The following is a 14678-nucleotide window of genomic DNA, read 5'->3' on the forward strand; positions in this document are numbered from 1 at the left end:
CACGGCAGCCGGCAGATTTCCACCCGCGCCCCCACAGCGCCGCCAGCACCGCCCGCCTGCAATGGCCTCCGCAAGCTTTTCTCCCCGCCCCGGTCTTTCAGGCCAGGATGCCTGTGAGCCACAAATACAGGCAATATCCGCCAAACGCCAGCATGCCCGGGTTCAGCACCGCCGCCGCCCCGGGCGAGGGGGGCAGCGGGCCGGGCGGGGGCTCCGGGCGCTGCCTGCGGGCCGCGCCCAGCAGCACCAGCGCCCCCAACACCGCCAGCAGTGCCTCCAGGCCGCAGTACACCCGCCAGCCCCCCTCAAGCATCTCCAGCAGCGAGGGCAGCACGCCGGCTGTAAAATTCATGAGCGCATGCAGCAGCACCGGCCACAGCATTCCCCCTGTGCGGCACACTGCCCAGGCCAACAGCCATCCCAGGGCCGTGGCGTAAAAAAACTGCTCAAAATTGCCGTGAAACAACCCGAACATCAGTCCGGAGGTCAGAATGTACGCCGTTTCGCCAAAACCGGCCAGCTTTTTGTAAAGCAGCCAGCGGAACAAAAACTCCTCGCCGATGGGCGCCGCCATGCACAGGAAGAAAAAGTCCCCCCAAACGCTGCCGCTGATCGCGCCCTCCAGCGGGTCTGGAATGGCCGTTCCCCGCAAAAACTCCAAAAACCAGCCCAGGTCGTCGGCAATCAGCGCGCCCAGCAGCATCAGGGCGAACCCCGCCAAAAACAGCCGGGCAAACTGCCGCTCGGTAAAGGGGCGCGGCCCGCCCAGGGGCCGGGGGGCCGGGGCCGTATCCGGCAGCAGCCAGTGCAGCAGCGCCAGCAGAACCGGCAGGCCCACAAGATACAGGCCGCCGTCGCCGATCAGGCTTGCCGCCAGGTCGCTGTAATACACCCGGTCATAAGCTTCCGGCGGCAAAAAGGCCCACAGCGCCTCCCAGATCAGCCGCACAGCCCCGTCTGCCGCCAGCAGAAACGCCGCGTAGCTCGCGCCCACCCGGCTCATGGTGCGCCGAAAGTCCAGCCCCGCCGCCGGCTCGTAAAGCTCGCCTGCCATGCGCTTTTCCGCCTCCTTTGCGCAGCTTTTATTCCCTTTGGAATATTCTGAAAGCAGCCTGCGCCCGCTGCGCCTTTTTCAGTGTACCACATCCCGCGGGCAGGTTCCAGCAAAAAAGCGCCCCACCCCCGGAAAAGCTCCGGGGGTGGGGCAGGCTGTCGCTTTACATCAGGATCACCATTACGATCAGCGCCAGGCACACCAGCTCATACGCCAGCATGCCCGGGGCCAGCAGCACGGCCCGAACCGGGTGCGCCGGCAGCCCCACGCCCGGGCCCGGGTGGGGCTGGGTACGCCAATAGCGCACCGCGAACACCACGCCCAGAACACCCGCGATCAGGATGAACGCCACCGCCGCAATGCTGCCCGCCTCGCTTTGCACCAGCAGGGGCGCAATGCCGATGCCCCAGCAATTCACCACAAAGTGCAGGCCCATGCCGTACACCAGGGTACCGGTGCGGCAGGCCAGCCAGGCCAGCACGCAGCCAATGGCAAAGGCGTAGATCAGCTGGCTCAGGTTGCCGTGGAACAACCCGAACACCAGGCCCGATACCAGGATAAAGGGCGTTTCGCCAAAGCCCGCCAGCTTTTTGTACGCCACGCCCCGGAACACATACTCCTCGCCCACCGCGGGCACCAGCGCGCCGAAGATCAGATTTGCCAGCAAAGTGCCGCCCCCCGCCACCGTTTCCAGGGGGTTTACCACCGCCGCGCCCTTGATCAGGGCCAGCAGCGCGTTGATGCCCAGCGAGATGTAATTGCCGATGTATGTCACTGCAATGATCACGCAGAACAGCTGCGCCAGCTGCTTTGGCCCCATGCTCTCCCGCCGGGCCCTGTAGCTCGGCGCGGGCGCGGTGTTCGGCGCCAGGCGCGCGGTCAGCAAAAACAGCGGAAAGGCCACCAGATACAGGGGCAGGTCGGTGAGCAGCCAGACCGCCCAGCCGTTATTCAGCGCCTCCGGCCAGAGCAGCTGCACCGCCGAGATGCACGCCAGCTGCGCCAGCTGGCACACCACCATATATACCATAAACGCCAGGCCCAGCCGGCTCACGCTTCGCTTGAAGCCCGGCAGTGCCGGCGCGGCCGGGGCCGCGCCCGCGATCGCTTGGTTTTGTTCCATTCTTCTCCTCCTCTGATCAGCATGTAATTCACTTTACTACTGCGATAAAGCAATGATACTCCATCCCGCGGGCTTTGTCAACGCTCCGCCGGGCCGCCCTCATATTTTTACCGGGCAGTGCAGCGCGTACCACACACTCCAGATAAACCACCCCAACAGGACCACGCCCGCCAGGGCCGCGCCCACCGCCACCAAAGGCAGGGGCATTTCCGCAAAATTCAGGCCCGGGGTGTTGGCCGGCACAATAAAGGCCGCCATCCAGATGCCCCACATCACCCAAAAGCCCTTCTGCCCAAACGCCAGCAGCAGGATGCCGCTGGCAAACCCCACCGCCAGGGCGGCCAAAAACGTGACGGGCCACACCCACCAGGGGATCAGGGCAAACAGGCTTTGCCGCGCGGGGAAGCCCAGCAGCCGGTCCATCCCCATGCTCACCAGGTTCAGCGCCAGCACCCCTGCCACCGCCAGCGCCATGTGGGTCACGCTTTCACCCAGGATCAGCCCCAGCATGCAGCGCCGGGTGCGGCCCATGGCAAGGCCCATGGAATAGTTGGTGCACATGCGGGCCGCGTTCACGAACAGCTCCATGATGGCGCTGCCGAACAGGGCCACCACCGCGGGTACCCCAAAGTACACGTAGTCGCCGGTCACGCTCTGGGCAATGTCCACAATCAGCTCCAGCAGCAGCCACAGCCCCGCCGGCACCGCCAATTCCACCAGCAGGTCAAAGCGGTTCATCCAAAAATGCTTTTTAAAAAGCGCCATGTCCGTTCCCTCCTCACATGACCAGCACCTGGGCGGTGCGCAGTTTTTTGTGCAGCCAGGCGGCGCAGCCCGCGGCCAGCACAAGGCTTGCCCCCGCGGCCGCGCCCAGCACGGGGCCCTGCAGGCCGGGCCGGAACCACGCAAACTCCCGCGCCATGCCCAGCAGCATGCCCCCCACCACTGCCAGCATCATCACGATTATGAACACCACCTTCATCCAGGTGACCTTCAGCATGCCGGTCAGCGCCCCCAGGTTGCCCACCAGCAGCAGCAGGGCCGCCAGCAGCGGCAGGGTAAAGCCCTGGGCGGGCAGGTTCATGGCAAAGCGGGTGCCCTGGGCGGCGATCACCCGGTCCACCACCGCCTGCAGCGCCAGGCCACCGGCCGCGGCGGCCAGCAGGTTCAGCTCGATCGCCCCCCACATGCCCCTACGGGTGCCGCTCATCGCAAGGCCCACCTGCACCAGGCTCTGGGTCCAGTTCGAGCACATCACCATCACGATGATCAGGGTCATCATGGTGCAGGCCCCCAGGTAGGTCCCAAAAATATTGTCCGAATCCTTTAAAAGCAGAACGCCCGCCGCGCACCCTCCCTCAAACACAAACAGGATGCCCAGGTTGTTCAGCATCGAGCGGCTCAAAAACCGCGCGCTTTTAAGCATTTTGCACCTCCCCGTGGCCGCACAGGGCCACAAACGCCTTTTGCAGGTTCAGGGGGGCGATGTCCACATCGCGGCCCGCTGCCGCCCGCTCCAGCTCTGCCAGCGGGCAGCGCACCGTGGCGGCCTTGTGCCGCCCCAGCGCCTCGGCGCTCAGCACGGTCAGCCCCGCGCACACCGCGTCCACCGCGTCCTCCCGGCCGCTCACACAGTGGAACTGCGCCACCAGCTCGTCGGTGGGGGCCTTCTCGATCAGGCGGCCCTCGTCCAGGATGATGACCTCCTCGAACACCGCCGCGGCCTCCTCAATGATATGGGTGCTCACCACAAAGGTGCGGCCGGTGGCGTCATACTCCTCCAGCAGCAGCTTGTAGAACATTTCCCGGGCCACCACGTCCAGCCCTGCCACCGGTTCGTCCAGAATGGTGATGGGCGCCCGGCTGGCCAGCGCAATGATGATGGTCACCATGCTCATCATGCCTTTCGACAGCTTGATGATCCGCTTTTTGGTCTCCAGGCCAAAGCGCTCCACCAGCTCGTCGGCATATTTCTGATCCCAGCGGGGGTAATAGATGGCCGCCGCCCGCATGTAATCCTTCACCTTCAGCGAGTTTGCGCCGCTGCCGCCCGCCCCGGCCGACAGCTCGCGGGAAAAGCAGATGTCCCCCAGGGCGGCCGGGTTTTCCCACACCGGCTCGCCGCCGTACCGCACGCTGCCTGAATCCATGGTGTTCTGGGCGGTCAAAATGCCCAAAAGGGTGGTCTTGCCCGCGCCGTTGCGGCCGATCAGGCCGTAAATGCGGCCCGGCTCCAGGGTCAGGTCCACATTGTGAAGCACCTCTTTTTTGCCGTAGCTCTTGCAAACACCCGCTGCAACAAGGCTCTTGTTTTCCATTGTTTTCTCCCCCTCTTAAAGGTCGTTGTTGTTTTCGCCGCAGGCGCGGCGCACCATTTCGGTCAGGTCCGCGCAGGAAAGGCCGATGCTTCCGCCCTCGTGCACCAGGCTGGTCACATAAGTGTCGTAAAAAGCTTCGCGGCGTTTCCGCCGCACCGCCTGCACCGCGCCCCCGGCCACGAACATCCCGATGCCCCGGCGCTTGTACAAAAGCCCCTCGGCCGCCAGCAGGTTGATGCCCTTGGCCGCCGTTGCCGGGTTGATGCGGTAGAGCCTGGCCAGCTCGTTGGTGCTTGGCACCTGCTCTTCCTCCCGGTAGATCCCTCTCAGGATGCTGTCCTCCAGCATCCTGGCGATCTGCAGGTAGATCGAGCTCTGGTCGTTCAATGTTCCATTCACCAGATCACCTCCGCGTTGATTGGTTCATTACTTGTGTAACTAACCATATCACCAATTCACCCGTCTGTCAATCCCCCTGCAAACATTTTTCGCAAATTTTCGCCGGGGGCGGGGCGCTTTGCCCCAAAAAGGCTTGCATTGCGGGGACCCGGCGGGTACAATGGGGGTGGCGCAGGCGCAAATCCCCTCTGCGACCTGATTTATAAAGGAGGAAGCGACCTTGGAACCCGTTGGACGAAGTCCGGCCCGGTGGGCGGGCAGCCAAACAAATGAGCAGCCGGCGGCGCCGGGGCGCTCTCCATCCGCTTTTTAAATCTCAAAAGCGGGCGGCGGGCATACCCCGGTGCGCCCGCCCGCCTTTTTTGTTTTGCTGTTGCGCCGCCTGTGGCCCTTTGGGCCGCGGGCGGTTTTTTGCCCCCGCCGGTTTTCGGCGCTGCCCTGTGGGAACACTGTTTTTGCAGGGCCGGCCCGCAGACCGGCCGGGCCTTCGCTCGTCCTCCCCATACCCCGTGAAAAGGAGGATACAAACATGGAACTGCATTTCAACGCGGCAGTGCTGGAAGCCCTGCTCAAAAACCGCTCTTACAAGGAACTGCGCGACGCTCTGGCCGAATTGAACGAGGTCGACATTGCCGAATTCCTGGAAACCCTTCCCCCCGAGGAGGCGGTGCTCGCCTTCCGCACCCTGCCCAAGGGCCCGGCGGCCGAGGTGTTTGCCGAGCTGGAGCCGGAGACCCAGCAGCACATCGTCACGGCAGCCACCGACGCTGAGCTGGCGGCCATTCTGGAAGATCTGTTCGTGGACGACGCGGTGGATTTTCTGGAGGATATGCCGGCCAGCGTGGTCAAGCGCATTTTAAAAAACGCCACGCCCGAAACGCGGGGCCTGATCAATCAGTTCCTGCACTACCCGCCGGGCTCGGCCGGCAGCATCATGACCGCCGAGTTCACCGACCTGCATCCGGACATGACGGTGGGCGAGGCGCTCAGCCACATCCGCCGCACCGGTGAGGATCGGGAAACCGTGTACACCTGCTATGTGGTGGGCCCCCGGCGCAGGCTGCTGGGGGTGGTCACGGTGCGCAGCCTGTTGCTGGCAAAGGATGAGCTTCTGGTGCGCGATCTCATGGAGACCGACGTGATCTCGGTGCCCACCACCGCCGACCGGGAAGAGGCGGTGCGCCTTTTGGGCCGCTACAACTTTTTGTCCCTGCCGGTGGTGGACGGCGAGGGCCGCCTCGTGGGCATCGTCACGGTGGACGACGCCGTGGACGTGATGGAGCAGGAGGCCACCGAGGATTTTGAAAAAATGGCCGCCATGACCCCCTCCGAGCGCCCCTATCTGAAAACCGGGGTGTTCGAACTGGCAAAGCACCGCATCCTTTGGCTGCTGGTACTCATGATCTCGGGCATGCTGACCGGCGGCATCCTTGGCCATTACGAGGCCGCCTTTGCCGCCCTTCCCATGCTGGTCACCTTCATTCCCATGCTCACCGATACCGGCGGCAACGCCGGCAGCCAAAGCAGCACCCTCATCATCCGCGGCCTCGCGGTAAACGAGCTCTCGCTGCGGGACCTGCCGAAGGTGCTGTGGAAGGAGCTGCGGGTGAGCCTTTTGGTGGGGATGGTGCTGAGCGCGGTGAACTTTGTGCGCCTCGCCCTCACTTACCCGGGCAACGAGCTGATCGCCCTCACCGTGGCCATCACCATGCTGTTCACCGTAATGCTGGCCAAAACCATCGGCGGCGCGCTGCCCCTTTTGGCCAAGGCCCTGCACATGGACCCCGCCATCATGGCCTCGCCCCTCATCACCACCATTGTGGACGCAGCCAGCCTTGTCATCTACTTCAGCGTGGCCCAGGCGCTGCTGCCCATCTGAACGGATTTTCAAAGGAGAACGCCCATGCCGACCCTTGAGCCCATCGCCCCCGCCCTGCTGCCCTGGTTTTACAAAAACGCCCGTGCCCTGCCCTTCCGCGCCGACCCCACGCCCTACCATGTGTGGGTCAGCGAGATCATGCTGCAGCAGACCCGCGTGGCCGCCGCGCTGGAGCATTACCGCCGCTTTATGCAGGCGCTTCCCACCGTGGCGGATCTTGCCGCCTGCGGCGAGGAGCAGCTGTTCAAGCTGTGGGAGGGGCTGGGCTACTACAGCCGCGCCCGCAACCTGCAAAAGGCCGCGCGCATCGTGTGCGAAACCTGGGGCGGCCGGCTGCCCGCCAGCTACGAGGAGCTTTTGCGGCTGCCCGGCGTGGGCGAATACACCGCCGGGGCCATCGGCTCCATCGCGTTCGGGCTGCCGGTGCCCGCGGTGGACGGCAACGTGCTGCGGGTGTTCAGCCGGCTTTACAACGACCCCGGCAACATCATGGACCCCGCGGTCAAAAAGGCGTTCACCGTCCGGGTGATGGAGCACCAGCCCCCCGCCGCCCCCGGCGATTACAACCAGGCCCTGATGGAGCTGGGGGCGCTGGTCTGCCTGCCGGGCGGCGCGCCCCAGTGCTGCGCCTGCCCGCTGGCGCGGCTGTGCCGGGCCAGGGCCGCAGGCACCCAGCTGGGGCTGCCGGTCAAAACCAAACCCAAGGCCCGCCGGGTGCAGCCCATCACCGTACTTTTGGTGCGGGGCCCGGGCGGGTGGCTTTTGCAGAAGCGGCCGGATACCGGCCTTTTGGCCGGGCTGTGGCAGCCGGTCCTGTTCGAGGGGGCGCTCACCCGCGCCCAGGCGGCTGCCGCGCTGGCAGACCTCGGGGTCCGCGCCTCTTTGGGGGGCGCGCTGCCCCCCGCAAAGCATGTTTTCAGCCACATCGAATGGCACATGGCCGGCTGGTATGCCACAGCGGCCGCCGGCACGGCCCCCGCGGGCTGCGCCTTTGCCGGCCCGGAGCAGCTGCGCGCCGGCTACGCCCTTCCCGGTGCCTTCAAGGTTTACAAGGCCCTTATGACCGGGGGCTCGCAGGGCTAAAAGTTCACAAATTCGTTGTTGTATTCCCCTGTGCGCTGGGATATAATAAATACAATAACAAGTGTCTATCTCCGCTTTCCCATCGTGCGGAGCCATTCAAAGGAGGAAAACACCCATGAAGCAGTCCACTTTCGCAGCCATCATCGTGTTCCTGGCTGCCGCTACCGGCGCGCTTGCCGCCGCCTGGATGTACATTCGCCGGCGCGAAAAAGAGCTGGACGAATACGAGCAGCTGCTCTTCAGCGAGGATTTCGACGAAGAGCCGGGCGAGCCCGACGAGGCCGAGCCCCTGCCAGAGACCGAGGAATAAGACCGCGCGGTGCCCCGGGGGCCTCTTACAAGCCCCCGGGGCATTTTTTGCCCTTTGCGGGCAGTCATCCCCGCCCCATGGGCCTTCCTGCCGCCTCCTGCCCGGCGCTTTGTTCCATCCGCAAAAGGCTTGGGCCGCCATGATCCTATCAAACAACGGGAGGGCCGTCAAATGGTCCATCTGCTCTTGGCCGTCATCTATCTCTCCTTCATCAGCCTCGGTCTGCCCGATTCCCTGCTGGGGGCCGCCTGGCCGTCCATGTACGGCGAATTCGGCGTGCCGGTCTCCTGTGCGGGGGCGCTCTCCATGATCATCGCCCTTGGCACGGTCCTCTCCAGCCTGCAAAGCGACCGCCTTACGCGAAAGCTGGGGGCCGGCAGGGTCACGCTCATCAGTGTGGCAATGACCGCCCTGGCGCTGCTGGGCTTTTCGGCGAGCGGCTCGTTCTGGCAGTTGTGCCTGTGGGCCGTGCCTTACGGGCTTGGCGCGGGCAGCGTGGACGCCGCGCTCAACAATTACGTGGCCCTGCACTACGCCAGCCGCCATATGAGCTGGCTGCACTGCATGTGGGGTGTAGGGGCCTCCCTCGGCCCCTGGGTGATGGGCCGCGCCCTCACCGCCGGCAGCGGATGGAACGCGGGGTATCGCTCCATCGCCCTGCTGCAGGCGGGCTTGACCGCGATCCTGCTGGCCAGCCTGCCTCTTTGGAAGCTCCGCAGCGGCGCTGTTCCCGGCAGGCAAGCGACAAAGGCCAAGGCGCTCACCCTGGGCCAGATCCTTCGCATCCCGGGGGCCAAGGCGGTAATGCTCACCTTTTTCTGTTACTGCGCGCTCGAGCAGACCGCCGGTCTTTGGGCCAGCAGCTACCTTGTTCTGCACAAGGGCGTCGCGGCCGGCACGGCGGCCGGCTTTGCGGGCCTGTTCTTCGTCGGCATCACCGTGGGCCGCGCCCTGAGCGGTTTTTTGACCATGAGGCTGAACGACGGGCAGATGGTGCGCCTGGGCCAGGGTGTCGCCGCCGCGGGCATCGCCGCGCTTCTTCTGCCCTTGGGAAAAGAGGCCGCCCTTTGCGGGCTCCTGCTCATCGGCCTGGGGTGCGCCCCCATCTATCCCTGCACCATCCACGCCACGCCGGGTCGTTTCGGTGCCGGCCGGTCCCAGGCCATCATCGGCGTGCAGATGGCCAGCGCCTATGTGGGCACCTGCCTCATGCCGCCCCTCTTCGGCCTCATCGCCGCCCGCCTCAGCGCGGCCCTGTTCCCCGTTTACCTGCTTGTGATCCTGCTGCTCATGGCCGCCATGCACGAATTGCTGCTGAAACGCACCGGGGCGGGGCAGCCCGTGCCGTAAAGCCGGGCCAAGCCTTTTTTCGTCTGCAAGCCTTCACAGAAAAGAGTCCGGCGGGGCTGTGCGGCCGGGCTGCCCTAAGGGATCCTCGACCCAAAATTTATCCTTTGCATAGTCCAGGGCTAGGCAAAGCAGCTCGTTGCGGCTGTGGTTGGTGGCCCCGGCCAGGCGGTCGTAAAATTCAAGGACCGAGCGGTCGGCGCGGATGGTAAAGGTGACGGGCTCGGTGCGTTTGGAGATCTTCAGCTCACTCATGGAAAGGCTCCTTTGCAGGGGTTGCTTGCAATGGATTCCCGGAAATCAAATTTCATGGGCTTTACCTCGTTTGTATGCAGTCGGCTCTATTTTAGCTCCCAAACAGTGCATAACGCATTTTTGTTTTCAATTAATTATATATTGTTATCTATCAGTTGTCAATTGTTGTTCGATAGATAATTTATAACTATTTGAAATCGCAGTAGAATTTTAGTGAGGTGATCGTCATGCCAAAGAGCACTAAAATTTCATTAGCGAATCAAAGCAGATACATTGCATTGGGTTTAAACATCGCATACTACAGAAAACGGGCGGGTATGACTCAGGAACAACTCGCAGAAAAAGCTGGGATCAGTCGTTCCTATTTGGGGCAAATTGAAGCGTCCAATATGGTGGTAACATTTACCCTTGAAGTTTTATTCAACATTGCCGACACATTAAAGATCCCCCCAAATCGGCTTTTAGAGATCAGAGATTAACAAATTCAAAACATAGCACAATTCCGTTCGACAAAATATATCCGCTCCGGCACTTTTATGCTATAATATCTTACATATTATGGGGTAGAATGCCCTGGAAAGGGGGCGCAGGCCGTGCGGCGGTTTGTTCTCTGGCTGCTTTTGGTGGCCCTGTTCACCTGCGCCCTGCTGGCCGGCGCGCTGGGGTTTTTCTGGTGGCGGGCGGATGAAAGCGCCCTGCCCCGGGGCGGGGTCTCGCTCGCCGGGCAGGATCTCGGCGCCCCCGCCGGGTACGACTGGCAGGTGCCGGTGCTGGGGGGCGTTTTGTGGCGGCGGCACAGCCGCAGCCCCGACCTGAATTACCAGCGCCTGGCCGGGCTGACCGATCCCGCCGCCCCGCTGGAGGTGACCGGCGAGTTGGCGGCCTCCGCCACCACCCTCACCCTCACCGACGCCGCGGGCGCGGCCGTGTTCCAGGGTTCCGCCGCCCAATGGGCGGATTTTTCCTTTTCTCACAACGGCGATTATACGCTGGAGATCCGCGCCGGGCGCGCCTCCTCCGGTGAAAAGCCCGCAAAGCCGGTGGGGTACAACGTATATCAGTGCCGCTTCTCGGTGGATCTGCGGCCCACCCTGGCCCTTTCGGCCCCCGGCATTGCCCAGGGGGGCACGGCGGCGGTGTATGTGGGCGGCTTTCTGCCTGCCGGCGCTTCGCCCGCGGCCCAGTGTGAGCTGGGGCCGGTCTGGTTCACCCGCACCGCGGCGGGCTGGCTGGGCTTTTTGCCTGTTGCCTACAACGCCGAGCGGGGCGAGTATCCCCTCACCGTCACCCTGGGCGGGTATACCCTTGCCGCCACGGTCACGGTGGAGCTTGCCGACTGGGGCAAAGCGGACGCCGGCCCTGGGGGGCCTTCCCCCGCCGGGGCAAACGAGCAGTTCCGCAGCGCCATCTGGGGCTTTTACAGCCAAGGTTCGGGCGACCCTTACTGGAACGGGGCCTTTTCCGCACCCGTTTCGGGGGACACGCTTCGCCCCTACGGCGCATATCTATATAGCGAAGACGGCGCCCTCTCCGGCCGGTCGGCCGGCATCGGCTATCTCTGCGGCGAAGATCAGGGCGTGCGCGCGCCCGCCCCGGGCCGGGTGGCCTACGCGGGCCAGCTGGCGCTCACCGGCGGCACCCTGGTGCTGGATCACGGCTGCGGCGTAAAAAGCTATCTGTTCGGCCTGGCTGCACTAAATGTTCAGGTGGGCGAGGTGGTGACCCAGGGCGCGGCGCTGGGCCAGGCGGGCGAAGCCCTCACCTGGGAGGTGCGCATCGGCAACAAAAGCGTGGACCCGGGCCTGCTCACGCGGGGCCAGGGCGGCCTTTTTTACCAGCCGCGGGGCTGAAACACAAGTGTTGTGAGGTGGAATTGGATTGGATTTCCTGAAATCATTGGCCAAATGGCTGGCGCTGGTCCTGGTCGTCCTGGCGCTGCTGGTGGCGGGCGTGATGGGCTGGCTGTACAGCCGGGTGGGCCTGGGCGATCTGCCCGAGTATTCCGTGAGCTTCGGCGGCGAGGAGCTGCGCCAGTGCGGCTACGAGTGGTCGGTGCCGGTGGCGGGCAAATGGATGAGCCGCGAGTTCAGCCGCGCCCAGCACGGCGAGCCCCAGCAATTGCAGCGCGCCATCGACAGTCATCCCCAGTTGGCGGCGCCCGCCTCCACCCAGGGCACGCTGCACATCCAAAACACCCAGGGCGAAACCGTGTTCGAGGGCACGGTAGAGGAATACGCAGGCTTTGCCTTTTCGGCGGATGGGGTGTATACCGCCCTTTTGCAGCTGGGCGAAGAGCCTGACCCCCTGGGCCTTATCGTGCAGCCCCACGGGCACTATCTCTACTCCTTTACCTTTGAGCTGTTGGCACAGCCAAGCATCACCCTCTCGGCCTCCAGTATGGTGCAGGGGGGCGTGGTGGGGGTAAAGCTCACCGGCGCTTTGGGCGAAGTGCCCCCCAGCCTCTCCACCGAGCTGGAGCCGGAGGCCGTGTTCGTGCGGCACGGCGGCAGCTGGCTGAGCTATGTCCCGGTCGATTATAACCAGCCCGGCGGCGATTACGAGATCAGCGCCACCGTGAACGGCCAGACCGTCAGCGCCACCGTGAACATCTACGGCCGCGAGCGCCGCGAGCTGGACACCTACACCATCGACGGCAGCGCCGCGATCCCCTACATAGGCTCCACCTCCAAAAAGCTGGCCGAAGTGCTGGCCGTCTGCGACCCGGACGTATATTGGAGCGGCGCCTTTACCCAGCCGGTCAGCGGCAAGGTGGTGCGCGATTACGCCGTGCTGGAATACACCGACCGCATCGACGCCGCCACCCTGGCCATCTACCCGGAGCTCGCGGCGGTGAACGAGCTCATCGAGCCCCGGCGCAGCGTAAATGTGACCATGGCGGTCACCCCGGGCAAAAAGGTCCTGGCCCCGGCGGCGGGCCGGGTGGTGTTTGCCGGCACGGTGGACGGCGGCGGCCGCACCGTGGTGATCGAACACGGGTGCGGGCTCAAGAGCATTGTGTACCTGCTGGGCAGGATCTCGGTAAACGAGGGCGACTACGTGGCCCAGAACGACGTCATCGGCACCACGCAGGGCCACGTGACCTGCGAGATGCGCCTGTACGGCGTCCCCATCAGCCCCTGGGAGGCCTGGCGCGGCCAGGGGAGTCTGTTCTGGAGCTGACGGGGCTTTTAACTCATTTTTACGTTCCGGCGGGCCTGCCTCCTCAAAAGGGGCAGGCCCGCTTTTTTCTTTTGCCCGTTTTTCCTGTGGCGAGGGTTCTCCGCAGCAAAGCGCGGGCCGGTACAAAACTCACCGGCCCGCGCTTTTGCAGTTTTAATGTTCTTCGCCCAGCTCAAAATCGCCCGGCAGCAGCTCGTCCAGCGCTGCGTCCGGCTGCGCCACCACCCGGCGGCTCTGGTTCAGGATCGCTTCCTCCAGCTTGTTGCGGGCCAGGCGCCCGTTGCCATTCTTGGCGGCATCCTGCGCCTGGGCCCGGTCGTAAAAGGCCTGCAGGGGCGCATCACACCCCTCGGCCAGCCGGTAACCACGGCTTTTGGCGTTGATCCTGGTAATGGCCAGCAGCTCCCCGCCGGTGTAGTCGGGGAATTCGATCTGGTTTGGGAACCGGGATTTCAGGCCGCTGTTGGCCTGCAAAAATTCCCCCATCTCCTTGGTATAGCCCGCCAGGATCACCACCAGATCCTCCCGGTTGTCCTCCATGCCCTTTACCAGCGCGTCGATGGCCTCCAGGCCAAAGCTGTCGTCCCTGCCGCGGCACAAAGCGTAGGCCTCGTCGATGAACAAAACGCCCCCAATGGCGGACTGGATCACCTTGTTGGTCAGCGGGGCGGTGTGCCCCACATACCGACCCACCAGGTCGGCCCGGCTCACCTCCACCAGCTGGCCGCCGCTCAGCGCGCCGATCGCTTTCAGGTACTTGCCCACCAGCCGGGCAATGGTGGTCTTGCCGGTGCCGGGGTTGCCGGTAAAGATCATGTGCATCGAGATGCTGGCGGTCTTCATGCCCGCCTCTGCCCGCCGGCGCTGCACCTTCACGTTGTCCTCCAGGCCCAGCACATAGTCCTTTACCTCGCCCAGGCCCACGATCTGGTCCAGCTCCGCCTTTACCTCGTCCAGCGCGGCGGTGTATTCCCTGGGCAGCAGGGCCAGCAGGTCAAAGGGCTCCTCCCCCTCCGCCCGGGCCAGCACCTTGCCCGCGCCGCCCCGGCTCAGGGTCAGCGCGGTGTCGGGCGCGGGGCTGCGGCGCAGGGTGTATTCGGCCAGCGCCGCAAAGCACCGGCCGCACCAGCTCACAAGGCCGCCCACGCCGCCCTTGGCGGCGGCCACAGCAAGGCTGGCCACATCTTCACCCTCGGGCTGCTTTTCCAGCGCCAGCCGCAGGCCAAGCCGCTCCCGGGCCTTTTTGCTCACCTCGTTCAGCTGGGCCAGCGCAATGGAGCGCAGCTCAGCCGGCGCAAAGGGCGCGGCGGTGCACACGTCCCGCGCCGCGTTCACAAACCGCACGCCCATCAGATCCGCCAGCTTCTGCGGGCCCCAGGGCGCCAGGAACACCAGGTACTTGCCCTGGGGCGTCAGGCGGCTCACCGCGCCGGGCACCAGGGCGGTGCCCGCCTCCACCAGCATGCCCTTCTGCACCACATACCGGTTTGCCAGGGGCGCGGCGCCCTTTACCGCCAGGTCCGCCAGCACCGCCAGACACCCGGCATGGCATTTGTCGCAATTTTCAAAGGCCACCACCTGGCCCGGGCCCGCCAGGGCGGCATAAAGATCCTGCAAAAACAGCTTTTCCTGCGCAGGCCCGGCATAGAGGCCCAGATCCATCCAGGCAATGCCTCCCCCGGCCAGCAGGTTTTTTTGTTCCAGCAGCTGCACCAGGGTGGTGAGCACAT

The 14678-nt window shown here is 64.6% G+C and carries 15 protein-coding genes; 7 read left to right on the forward strand and 8 right to left on the reverse strand.

What is annotated here, in order from left to right:
* Positions 1–97: 97 nt before the first annotated feature.
* The 6 genes from ACMLHZ_RS01705 to ACMLHZ_RS01730 all read right to left on the reverse strand — a co-directional run bounded on the left by ACMLHZ_RS01705 (position 98) and on the right by ACMLHZ_RS01730 (position 4894).
* Complete coding sequence (locus tag ACMLHZ_RS01705; protein ID WP_418666086.1) at positions 98–1054, reverse strand: lysostaphin resistance A-like protein; 957 nt, start codon at positions 1052–1054, stop codon at positions 98–100.
* Between the two features lie 163 nt (positions 1055–1217).
* Positions 1218–2177 (reverse strand): lysostaphin resistance A-like protein, encoded by a 960-nt coding sequence (locus ACMLHZ_RS01710; protein WP_418666087.1) that lies wholly within the window; start codon positions 2175–2177, stop codon positions 1218–1220.
* 99 nt (positions 2178–2276) lie between these two features.
* Positions 2277–2942, reverse strand: coding sequence for a hypothetical protein (locus tag ACMLHZ_RS01715; RefSeq protein ID WP_418666088.1), 666 nt, complete (start codon positions 2940–2942; stop codon positions 2277–2279).
* A gap of 13 nt (positions 2943–2955) precedes the next feature.
* A complete protein-coding gene (locus tag ACMLHZ_RS01720; RefSeq protein ID WP_418666089.1) occupies positions 2956–3603 on the reverse strand; it encodes a hypothetical protein in 648 nt (215 codons plus the stop codon).
* Entirely contained in the window at positions 3596–4495 is a 900-nt protein-coding gene (locus ACMLHZ_RS01725) for an ABC transporter ATP-binding protein (RefSeq protein WP_418666090.1), read from the reverse strand. Before ACMLHZ_RS01725 ends, ACMLHZ_RS01720 begins: the two co-directional genes overlap by 8 nt.
* A gap of 15 nt (positions 4496–4510) precedes the next feature.
* Complete coding sequence (locus tag ACMLHZ_RS01730) at positions 4511–4894, reverse strand: GntR family transcriptional regulator (protein WP_418666091.1); 384 nt, start codon at positions 4892–4894, stop codon at positions 4511–4513.
* 529 nt (positions 4895–5423) lie between these two features.
* Between ACMLHZ_RS01730 and mgtE the strand changes: the two genes are divergently transcribed.
* The 4 genes from mgtE (at position 5424) to ACMLHZ_RS01750 (ending at position 9516) form a co-directional block, all read left to right on the forward strand.
* Positions 5424–6773, forward strand: coding sequence for a magnesium transporter (mgtE, locus tag ACMLHZ_RS01735; RefSeq protein ID WP_418666092.1), 1350 nt, complete (start codon positions 5424–5426; stop codon positions 6771–6773).
* Between the two features lie 24 nt (positions 6774–6797).
* Positions 6798–7856 (forward strand): A/G-specific adenine glycosylase, encoded by a 1059-nt coding sequence (locus tag ACMLHZ_RS01740; RefSeq protein WP_418666093.1) that lies wholly within the window; start codon positions 6798–6800, stop codon positions 7854–7856.
* A gap of 115 nt (positions 7857–7971) precedes the next feature.
* Positions 7972–8166 (forward strand): phosphatase, encoded by a 195-nt coding sequence (locus tag ACMLHZ_RS01745; protein ID WP_418666094.1) that lies wholly within the window; start codon positions 7972–7974, stop codon positions 8164–8166.
* A 171-nt stretch (positions 8167–8337) separates the two neighbouring features.
* On the forward strand, positions 8338–9516 hold the full coding sequence (locus ACMLHZ_RS01750; RefSeq protein ID WP_418666095.1) for an MFS transporter: 1179 nt from the start codon (positions 8338–8340) through the stop codon (positions 9514–9516).
* Between the two features lie 33 nt (positions 9517–9549).
* Here ACMLHZ_RS01750 and ACMLHZ_RS01755 read toward each other — a convergent pair whose 3' ends face one another.
* The gene (locus ACMLHZ_RS01755) at positions 9550–9768 is read right to left on the reverse strand and encodes a hypothetical protein (RefSeq protein WP_418666096.1); all 219 of its coding nucleotides are present in this window, start codon (positions 9766–9768) and stop codon (positions 9550–9552) included.
* Between the two features lie 227 nt (positions 9769–9995).
* Between ACMLHZ_RS01755 and ACMLHZ_RS01760 the strand changes: the two genes are divergently transcribed.
* From ACMLHZ_RS01760 to ACMLHZ_RS01770, 3 genes are all read left to right on the forward strand, one after another.
* Positions 9996–10247, forward strand: coding sequence for a helix-turn-helix domain-containing protein (locus ACMLHZ_RS01760; RefSeq protein WP_418666097.1), 252 nt, complete (start codon positions 9996–9998; stop codon positions 10245–10247).
* 114 nt (positions 10248–10361) lie between these two features.
* Complete coding sequence (locus ACMLHZ_RS01765; protein WP_418666098.1) at positions 10362–11618, forward strand: murein hydrolase activator EnvC family protein; 1257 nt, start codon at positions 10362–10364, stop codon at positions 11616–11618.
* 28 nt (positions 11619–11646) lie between these two features.
* Positions 11647–12948: a M23 family metallopeptidase gene (locus ACMLHZ_RS01770; protein ID WP_418666099.1), complete on the forward strand. Its 1302-nt coding sequence runs from the start codon at positions 11647–11649 to the stop codon at positions 12946–12948.
* Between the two features lie 153 nt (positions 12949–13101).
* Here the strand turns inward: ACMLHZ_RS01770 and ACMLHZ_RS01775 are convergent.
* Positions 13102–14678 (reverse strand): AAA family ATPase (locus ACMLHZ_RS01775; RefSeq protein ID WP_418666100.1); only part of this gene is annotated, 1577 nt, incomplete at its 5' end.

It is taken from the genome of Allofournierella sp., from assembly GCF_048388525.1.
Classification (GTDB): Bacteria; Bacillota; Clostridia; order Oscillospirales; family Ruminococcaceae; genus BQOK01.